A 7,318-nucleotide genomic window follows, 5' to 3' on the forward strand; every position below is an offset into this window, starting at 1 on the left:
AATTGAGCAGCCAGCTGACGAGGAAAATCCATACATCTGATGCCGATATTTACTGGCGGATGAAATGAATTTGCGAAAGAATCTTGACACTACCATACTTTTTTGGAATATTTCCAATATAATTTTTCACAATGCTGTGAACAGAATTTAGTACGGCAGTCTCTGCCATCTGTTACCCGCACGTGTTTACCACACCGCAGACACGTAAATTCCCGTATAACGGGAGCATAAAGAGGCCCTTCGACACGGTTGTCATTGATTCCATGGTGATTGGCATACCTCCTGCAGGTATATCCGCAGTATCGCTGGGTAATACGGGTCGGGGGTAAATTCTTTGCCGCAAACAGCACATTTCATACGAACATGGTCATGCTCCTGTCATTCCATACTGAATGGCAGACAGGTGGTAACCAATAATTGGAAATAACAAACGAATGCAAACATGCCCAAAAGGACAGTATATGCCTACACTGTCCTTCTTTATATCTATATGAAACAAGACGCACCCATTCCTGGGCCTGTTTTTTTATATATGTGCCTTTACTATCTTGTAACCCCCCCCCTGTATATTGTTTAGCCGTCACCTCTCTGCCGATATGCATGATGACCGTAAAACTAGTTGTAAAGTAAGAAATCATCACTTGGACAGGATACATGATTTTCACCCCCCTTCTATATTATACTATAATATAATTATAGCATAATATGGAAGGAATGGCAAGATATCCGGAATAAAGCAAACTATATACATACTTTAGTATATAGTTTGCAGTTTAAAAAACCTCCTGAACATGGAGGGGGAATTTTCCGTTCAGGAGGTTGGGAGAAACATATTTACAATTTTACAATCTTTGAGGGAGGGGGGGGGAAAACTTCTGATCAGCCGGGGATAACGATATCCAGAACAGCCTGGCGGAATGCGTCATAGCCCTGATCCACGAGGATCTGATAGAGATGCATATCCGATGCCTGCGAGTAGACGTAATTGCGCAGGTTGTAGAACTTGCTGCTGTCAGGGTCCGCCTTTGTCAGGCCATAGTCCGACAGAGCGACTTTCTTCAAGTACTCCTGCGTCCAGGACGAAATGCCCGAGGTCAGGACGAAGTCATGATCGCCGAGGTGCACCAAGAAGGATTCCGGACGTCTCGGCAGTGGCAGCGTCTCACCGTCCGGTGCCAGATAGCCTTCTTTGATCGGATCTTTGCCAGCAATGATGGCTGCTGCCTTGATATAGCCGACCGGTTTCTTTTCTTCACTCGGCCAGCCCGCATGATCATGGGATACCGCCACAGCAACTACAACATCCGGACGCAAGCCGCGGTACATGCAGTCTGCGACCTGCTGGATGTGATGGCAGCCCGTGCCGGCAATCTTGATTTCCGGCAGGCACTTGTGATCCGGAGTCCACTGCAAGATCCACGGTTTAGTCAGGTCGTGCAGCAGCACCGCTTCCGTCAACAATTCACGATTCATGGAATAGCCGAAGAATTGCTCGTAATTCTCGATCAGGCTCAGTCCTGTCTGGAGATCCGTTGCCACATGCGTGATCAGGCCGCATGGATACGCGTGATGACCGCCCCAGCCTGCACCGGCAGCATCCCAGAAATTCAATTTATTCTTGACTTCGGGGAAAATCTGGTCGATCGTGTTCTCTTCTTTGATATATCCAGCGGCCAGCAGTGCCTTGCGGCAGGCTTCCTTGCTCGCCTTATCCGGGTATTTCTTCAAGATCAGCGGCTTTGGAGATTTCAAGCCCTCTAAAACAACCTTCTTGACCGTCTCATCCTGAAGGCCATTCGCCTTGTCCATGAGCCAGTTATAGCCATACTCGCGCAATGGCGAGCGCTTAGCCATCTCAGTCGGTGACAATTTCTCCATCTCCGAGAATTTGATGGCCGTCGTCTCGATGTTGCGCGGTGCGGCAAATCCCTACTTGGGTAGGATAGAAGCTGCTGCAAATGCAGCAGCAGCGCCTGCAGCCGTTTTCAGGAAATCCCTGCGATCGATTGATTTGTCCCAGATTGCCATAATAAACCTCCTTCTATTGTGCGATATACAGCAAACAGGCCTAAGAGGCCTGTCCGCTGAATCAAAGTTGGTTTTTGAGGATATGCTTCATCAGCATCAGACATCCTGATGCGCGGCGAGCCACTGACTCCAGCTCGTCTTGAACCCATTGGCGTGATTCTCCTGGACATACTGATAGAACTTCTCTACCATATGGGCTTTCTGGTGATAGTAGTCAGCCTTCCACTGATCCGGCTTCGGTTCTGCGATTTCATAAGCAACGTAGTTGCCGCCGAGCAGATACTGACGCGAGAGGATATCGCCAAGCGAGACATCCGGGTTCTTCATCATATCGTACATAGCCATGTAAGCCGTCGTGCGACCTGCACCAGCCTGGCAGTGGAAATGCAGCCAAGCATTTGCCGGCATCGTACGCGTGAAGTTGATGAACTCATCGATATTCGCAGCCGACGGCCAGATGTGATCCGTTGCCGCAATGCGATAGTAATGGAGGCCATTCTTCTCGACCAACTGCTGTTCCGTCATGACGGAATCAATCTTGACTGGTTTCGGATCGATTGGCATCTTGTCCTTGTCGAGCGCTGCTACGATAAGGCTCTTACCTCTTGCTGCGTTCAGGCGGCTATTCTCATCCTTGAGGACCTCTGCCTTGTTCTTACCGAGGTTGCCCCAATCGCGCAGGCCATACCAGCTGACTGCATTGCCGTTGAAAACACCATGCGTCTCCTGACGGAGGTCCATGATGTAGATAGGGCCCTTAGCCTGCTGCTTGAGAACAGGCAGCATTGCCTGGAGCTCACCATTGGAGAATTCCGCACTGCCGGACATGTAGAGCGTATCGAGGCCCTTGCGCGTCGGCGTCGGAGTGAAGCCCTTGCCCGTCTTCTTGACATTGACATCCGTCCTGAAGGCCGAATTCATCGTGCGGAAGTTGCGCGGCAGCTGATTGCGGTCCTTCGTGTCCAGGCGCCAGATGTAACCGTTGTAATCCGGTTCCCACGAATTGACCTTGTTCTTCTTGGCCCAGACACTATACGGCGTCTTGAGGTCAGGATTCTCTTTTACATAATCATAGAAATGCTGGACGAACTGATAGCGTTCGATATACGCCTTGCGGCCATAATTCTTTTTCTTATCCGGGATCTCACTGAGGTCGACAATGCCGATGAGCTTCTGACGCTGGATGATGTCGTCGAAGCTGACATCCTTCGCGTTCTTGAGGATATCGTGCATGACCATGAAGATAGTCGTACGGCCCATGCCGGCATAGCAGTGATAATGCAGCCATGCATCCTTTGGCAGGGATTTGTAGAACTCCAGGAACTTGTCGACATCGGGATCATCCGGGCGGAAGTGATCCTGCAGCGCCAGGCGGAAGTAATTAGCACCATGCTGCTTGACCATCTCTTCCTCGGTGCGAACTTTGTTGTAGTTGACATAAACCGGGGACAGAAGCACATTCTTTTTATCGTCAAAGCGATAAATCGATTTGACCGTGCTGTCCTTGAGCGATGCAAGCTGCTCTTTTTCCAGCGGGATGATGATATCTTCTGTGCGTCCATCATTGCCCCAATCGTGGTTAGCGAACCAGCTGACAGCCGTGCCATTGAGGTAGCCATGCGATTCTCCACGCAGATCCACATCGTAGAACTGAGATGGCTTTACCGGCACTTTCTTAAGGATTGCTTCCAGCTCTTTTTCGGAGAAGCAGCTGGAGGCCGATACATTCATCGTGTCCATGCCCTTACGGGTCGGCATGATGCCGGTCTTCGTCACACCGACGTACTTATCGCTGCCCATGCGGAAGTTGCGCGGCAGCTGGTTGACGTCAGCGCGGTCAATCTTCAGCGCAAGTTTCGGCGGGTTCTTGACGACAGCCGGAGCCTGTGCCTCAGCGGAGACCTCCTGCACGACGGCAGCTGGTGCCTGGGCAGCCCATGACGTTCCCGGCAGCTGTGCACTGCCGAGCATAACAGCAACGGCAACAGAGAGCAATGTCTTTTTCTTGAAACTTATCATAAGATTTTCACTCCTCTTCTAAAGCAAACATATGCTTTATATACGTAGCGAATCAAATTTTACCGTACCTTTGATCAGAATTCAAATCCATTTTCCTTTGTCCACTGCGTGTACGTTTTCTTGAGCTGTGGATTAGCCTTGACGTATTCGTAGAAATGACGCGTGAACAAAGCGCGCTTCGGATAGTTCCCTTTCTTATAGGCATCCTTCGTTGTCTCTGCCGACTTGCGGACATCTTGACCACCAAGCAGCACTTCGCGCGTCATGATATCGTCGTAGGAAAGCTTGTCGGCGTTCTTAATCATATCCATGAGCGAGAGGAAAATCGTCGTGCGGCCTACACCGGCCTCGCAGTGAACATGAATCCAAGCATTTTTCGGCAATTTCTTGTAGATGGCCAAGAATTCATCGACATTTGCCGGGGTCGGTGCAGAGTAGTCCATGACCGGCACACGATAGTACTTGACGCCCATCGATTTGACGAACTGTTCTTCGGTCTGTACCGAATTGACATGTTCGACCTTCTGCGAAGCAATGTCCTTGTGCTTGTCCAGCGTAGCGATATCAACATTCTGGTTCATCTTGGCCGTTTCGAGCATGCTCTTCTCGCGGCGATCGATTTCCTTGGCCGATTGACCTTTGTTGAAGGTTTTGTAGCGCGAATACCAGCTGATGCCATCATCATTGATGTAGCCATGCGATTCATTGCGCAGATCGATGACGACAAGATCCTTGGCTGGTACATGCTTCAGGAGTTCCTTGAATTCATTCTTGGAGAAGAAGCTGCTACCGGACTGGCGCAGATTATCCAGGCCCTCGCGTGAGGGATAGATCCCATCTTTTGCCGTCTTATATTGGCTTTGGGCCGTGCGGAAATTTGCTGGCATCTCTGAAACAGCGGCGGGGCGATCGTATTTGAGAATCTGCACGCCCGGTACTGGCTCTGCGGCAAATGCCGCAGCCGTCGACAACATCGCCGCAACAGTAAGAGCTGCAATTCTTTTGCTGATTCCTGAATAATTCATGCTGACATCGTCCTCCTTCATGGATTTTAGTGGGTTCGATTTTAAAAGATTCGTTTCTTAGAACTTCGTCGTGAACTTCAGATACGTGGAATAGTGCGGGGATTTCTCCAGCGAATTGCCATCTTTATCCACATTGGCACTATCCGGATTCGTATGTGCCCAGTAACGCAGCAGCGAGAGTTTGGAATGATCGCTCGTCGCATAATCCATGATCAAGCCAAACCCCTTGAAGCCAGCAGCATCAATATAATCTTTCCAACTCGAGTAGCCATCATCCATGAAGAGGTTCTGGTCGACATTGAGATACTGTCCAATGATATCCCAAGTTCCCTTCTTCTTGGCCTTGCCATAGTTCAAGCTGATCACATAGCCCTGCGTGTTCTTATCGGCACCAAAGTATTCATAGCCATAACCAATATCTGCACCGTATTTATTTTGAACCGATGCAGGTTTGTCCTTATTAGTATTCCGTACATATTCAGCCGTAATGCCGAACTTACCTACAATCGGCGTCGAACCATAGATGCCGAAGTAACGCTCTGGCTGCTGCGTGCCGACATACAGACCGGCATATGCATCCTTCGAGAAATCATGCTGATACTGAGCAAATTTCAACAGACGCGTGCGAGTTGGTGGGGCGTACCTTTTATTCGTATCATTGGCCAAGTAATCCTGAGAATCGCGACCATAGCCGAGATACAGCGCATCACGCGGCGTCATCTTGTAGTTAGCCGTAAACTGATTCACACTCGATTTAGAGAGCCAGAGACCTTCACCAAGAGATACTTTCTGGACACCAGCCCTCACATAGACAGGGCCGAAGGAGCGACCAACATAGGAGTCGGTTAATTTGACCTTGTTCTTTTCTGAAGAGTAGCCATCCTTCGGCTCAGACGACGTTGCCTTGAATTTTAAGCCAATACCAACATCGTACGTCTTATCCACCACTGTCGTTGCTAAAATATTCGCTTCCGCCTTGATCTTACCGGTCTTACTCTCGTCATACATGTAACCAGACTTTGTAGAACCCGACCACTTGATCGTCGGTGCCTCTTTCTTGGCCTTCTTCTCGCTCTTGGCTGCCTCCTGCTTTTCCTTCGCAGCAGCCAAGCTGTTCTCCAAATCGGTCAAACGTGCCGTCAAATCATTGATCTCTGCCTGCATCGCTGCTACGTCGGTATCTGCAGCAGCTGCTTCTGCTGTGCCGCCATTAAAGCATACTGGCATCAACATTGAAGCCGTAAGGCCCAAGACGATTGCTTTCTTTTGATTCTTCATCTGCAAGTCCCCCTAATGTGATTCTTGTGATTCTTCCTGATGACAGAAGGTCAAGCGCGCTGTTATGACTTATCTGACTTTTATTGTAGCAGATTGTTCCATATCAATTCCTCTTGTATTTTGCGGAAACATCACGAAAACCTATGCATTCTTGCGTTTATTTGTATTATAGGTAATTTTCTGATTACAAAAGACAGTATAAAAATAGATGTATAGACGCTTAATCTATACATCTATTTATTAAACTAAGACTTCAAAAACCTGTTCAGGCTCAGAAGAAGAAGTTCACCTGACCGAAGAGGCCTTCTGCATCGCGGTCCGAATCAAGCTTCTTGCCGTTGAAGTACTGGATCTTGGACATGACGTTCGTGAACGGAATGTACTCTGCGCCGACTTCCCAGCCCTTGACGTTGTTGACGCCATTGCTGAGGAACGTCTCGTACGTCGGAGCAAAGGCGACGTTCTGACCCATGTAACGGTAAGCCGTGTAAGCACCCCAGGAACCCTTGTTGGCCTTCTGCGCACCCTTGTAGTTGAGCTGGATGTTGTGAGCCGTAGCATTCGTATCGGCTTCCGTGTTCTTGGCATATGCACCCGACAGATCCCAGTTGCGGTCGAACTTGTAGCCCGCACCGACGGACCAGAGATTTGCATCATCCGAACTAGCATCGTCGTTGATCCTCGTGAAGGCTGCGCTGCTGAAATGACGATATGCTGCACCGCCATAGAGCTTGCCTGCCGTGCCGTTCAGCATGACACCCTGATAGTTGGCTGTATCATCAAGAGTTAGAATAGCTTACTTACTCACCTATCAATGTCATTGAGAATCCGCGTACAAAAAAGCCCTCCGCTGGCATTTGCCAGTGGAAGGCTTTTTCTATAGATATGGGAGCAACCGAGGCTGCGTTATCAGAACCAGAAGTTCACGCGGCCGAAGAGCAGCTCTGCGTCTCTGTCGTTGTCCAGCT

Annotated in this window: 6 protein-coding genes; all 6 read right to left on the minus strand. The window is 49.4% G+C overall.

Features of this window, described 5'->3' with window-relative positions; genetic code table 11:
- Positions 1-879: 879 nt before the first annotated feature.
- The 6 genes from T518_RS10645 to T518_RS10665 all read right to left on the minus strand — a co-directional run bounded on the left by T518_RS10645 (position 880) and on the right by T518_RS10665 (position 7,104).
- The gene (locus T518_RS10645; protein ID WP_162177248.1) at positions 880-1,878 is read right to left on the minus strand and encodes a hypothetical protein; all 999 of its coding nucleotides are present in this window, start codon (positions 1,876-1,878) and stop codon (positions 880-882) included.
- A 51-nt stretch (positions 1,879-1,929) separates the two neighbouring features.
- A complete protein-coding gene (locus T518_RS11695) occupies positions 1,930-2,028 on the minus strand; it encodes a ubiquinol-cytochrome c reductase iron-sulfur subunit N-terminal domain-containing protein (protein ID WP_072003603.1) in 99 nt (32 codons plus the stop codon).
- Between the two features lie 96 nt (positions 2,029-2,124).
- A complete protein-coding gene (locus tag T518_RS10650; RefSeq protein WP_036378793.1) occupies positions 2,125-4,047 on the minus strand; it encodes a phosphatase domain-containing putative toxin in 1,923 nt (640 codons plus the stop codon).
- Positions 4,048-4,121: 74 nt separating this feature from the next.
- Positions 4,122-5,072 (minus strand): phosphatase domain-containing putative toxin, encoded by a 951-nt coding sequence (locus T518_RS10655; protein ID WP_248617196.1) that lies wholly within the window; start codon positions 5,070-5,072, stop codon positions 4,122-4,124.
- 57 nt (positions 5,073-5,129) lie between these two features.
- Complete coding sequence (locus T518_RS10660) at positions 5,130-6,350, minus strand: hypothetical protein (protein WP_036378797.1); 1,221 nt, start codon at positions 6,348-6,350, stop codon at positions 5,130-5,132.
- A 271-nt stretch (positions 6,351-6,621) separates the two neighbouring features.
- Positions 6,622-7,104, minus strand: coding sequence for a putative porin (locus tag T518_RS10665; RefSeq protein WP_051652319.1), 483 nt, complete (start codon positions 7,102-7,104; stop codon positions 6,622-6,624).
- Between the last annotated feature and the right edge of the window lie 214 nt (positions 7,105-7,318).

This window comes from Mitsuokella jalaludinii DSM 13811, assembly GCF_000702905.1.
Lineage (GTDB): Bacteria > Bacillota > Negativicutes > Selenomonadales > Selenomonadaceae > Mitsuokella > Mitsuokella jalaludinii.

What these genes read in the sequence shown, in the direction of transcription:
- T518_RS11695 (WP_072003603.1), bottom strand. Translation starts at nt 2,028, where the DNA reads ATGGCAATCTGGGACAAATCAATCGATCGCAGGGATTTCCTGAAAACG.
- T518_RS10655 (WP_248617196.1), bottom strand. Translation starts at nt 5,072, where the DNA reads ATGAATTATTCAGGAATCAGCAAAAGAATTGCAGCTCTTACTGTTGCG.
- T518_RS10650 (WP_036378793.1), bottom strand. Translation starts at nt 4,047, where the DNA reads ATGATAAGTTTCAAGAAAAAGACATTGCTCTCTGTTGCCGTTGCTGTT.
- T518_RS10645 (WP_162177248.1), bottom strand. Translation starts at nt 1,878, where the DNA reads ATGGAGAAATTGTCACCGACTGAGATGGCTAAGCGCTCGCCATTGCGC.
- T518_RS10660 (WP_036378797.1), bottom strand. Translation starts at nt 6,350, where the DNA reads ATGAAGAATCAAAAGAAAGCAATCGTCTTGGGCCTTACGGCTTCAATG.
- T518_RS10665 (WP_051652319.1), bottom strand. Translation starts at nt 7,104, where the DNA reads ATGCTGAACGGCACGGCAGGCAAGCTCTATGGCGGTGCAGCATATCGT.